The organism is Okeania sp. SIO2B9 (assembly GCF_010672505.1).
In the GTDB taxonomy this organism is placed as follows: Bacteria; Cyanobacteriota; Cyanobacteriia; order Cyanobacteriales; family Microcoleaceae; genus Okeania; species Okeania hirsuta.
In genome coordinates, this window is the sequence record NZ_JAAHGK010001394.1 from 1 (window position 1) to 1,901 (window position 1,901).

Genomic DNA, 1,901 nt, shown 5'->3' on the forward strand with positions numbered 1-1,901 from the left:
TTTATTAACTAAAACTAATCCTTGAGGAAAGGGTATTTTCCTTTAATAATACCTCGAATAATAATAAAAAACGGGTATTTTAATATCCCGATGTCTAGAAAATTCAAGGCTGAATATGGTGCGGTAAAAATACCCTTTCCTCAAGGATTAGTTTTAGTTAATAAAAATCTAAAAGAAGTCCGTATAATTCCAAGATTTAATGCTAGTTTTTTTGAGGTTGAATTTATCACAGAATAAATCCCAAAATCAGGAGTAAAATCTAATAATGCACTAGCTATTGACCTTGGTTTAGACAATCTAGCTACTTGTATATCAAATACTGGGTAATCGTTTATTCTAGACGGTAGAAAGCTGAAATCAATCAACCAGTGGTACAACAAAGAAAATGCTAGATGACAATCTATAAAAGACAAGCAAAGCATTAAAAAATTAACCCAAAAACAAATAAGTATTACAGTTAATCGAAACAACAAAGTTAGAGATTACTTAAACAAAGCAGCTAGATATTTAATTAACTGGTGCAGAGATAACAATATATCCCATATTGTTGTAGGCGTTAACCCAGGTATGAAACAAAATATCAATCTAGGCAAAAAAACTAATCAAAAGTTTGTACAAATACCACACAATATTTTTAGGTTCAAACTACAATCTATGTGTAATAGATATGGTTTGACTTATCAAGAACAGGAGGAGTCTTATACATCTAAAGCTAGTTTTCTAGATCATGATGAAATACCTGTGTTTAATGCCAATAACCCGGTTAAACAAAGTTTTAGCGGTAGACGGATAAAGCGCGGTTTGTACAGAACCAGGCAAGGAAAATTGATAAATGCTGACGTAAATGGCGCTGCAAATATTGGAGTCAAAAGTAACCTGAATGGGTTTAACCCAGACAGACTAGAGGCATCTTTGGCTATGCCGTTAAGGGTAAAATTTGATGTGAGGTAAAGTCCGTCAAATTTATGACCCTTAAGAATCCACACAACTTTTAGTCCGTGGAGTGTCAAAGAAAAAATATGCTAGTTGATTGCTGATTATGAATCCTCGCATCAATTCTCACAGCCAAAATCCAGAAGACCCTGACAAGAAAATTGTCATAAAAAATGAGACAATAGGGGGAATATCCAACTGCCCCCCTATACTCAAAGAACGCTACCAAGTCATCAAACCCTTAGGCGAAAGCGTCTGGAGCCATACATTTCTAGCCATTGACCAAGACAAACCTTCCAAACCGCCGTGTATAATTAAAGAGTTTGTCAGTCTGGACGACAGAAAAGACCTAGTTTTTCAGGGTCAAGAAGTTATTCCGACCTTTAGTTGTAACCCAGTACAACTAGACAAAATCGGTAAACATCCCCAGATTCCAGAACTATTAGCCTCTGTCGAACATGATGGCCACCGTTATCTCGTACAAGAGTATATCGAAGGCCGTGATTTGGCCACAGAACTCATAGAAGATGGTGTCTTTAGCGAACATAAAATTTGGCAAATATTAAATCAGTTGTTGCCAGTCTTGGAGTTTATCCACGACCATCACCTGATTCATGGAGATATTAAACCAGAAAATATTATTTGTCGGACAAAACCAGGGACAAATACTCAAGAATTTGTATTAGTCGATTTTGGTGTGACAATTTCCGCTACTGGAGATTTATTATCAATAGGGAGTATTAATGGTTCTGCTGAATATGCCGCCCCAGAACAAACAAAAGGGAAAGTCTACCCCAACAGTGATATTTATAGTTTGGGAGTAACTTGTCTCTACCTATTGACAATGGTTTCACCCTTTGAACTATTTGATATTAAAGCAGATAAGTGGGCGTGGCGAGACTATTTAAAACATCCCATTAGTCGCCATCTCGGTCGGATATTAGACAAAATGGTACAGCGAGACCATC

General features: G+C 36.5%; 2 protein-coding genes. Both read left to right on the forward strand.

Going from position 1 to position 1,901, the window contains the following annotated elements:
• Window positions 1-450: 450 nt before the first annotated feature.
• Window positions 451-951 carry a transposase gene (locus tag F6K13_RS31095; protein ID WP_275670312.1) on the forward strand — a complete coding sequence of 167 codons (501 nt, stop codon included), beginning with the start codon at window positions 451-453 and terminating at the stop codon, window positions 949-951.
• Between the two features lie 88 nt (window positions 952-1,039).
• Window positions 1,040-1,901: serine/threonine-protein kinase (locus tag F6K13_RS31100; RefSeq protein WP_287289565.1), on the forward strand; the 862-nt coding region annotated here is incomplete at its 3' end.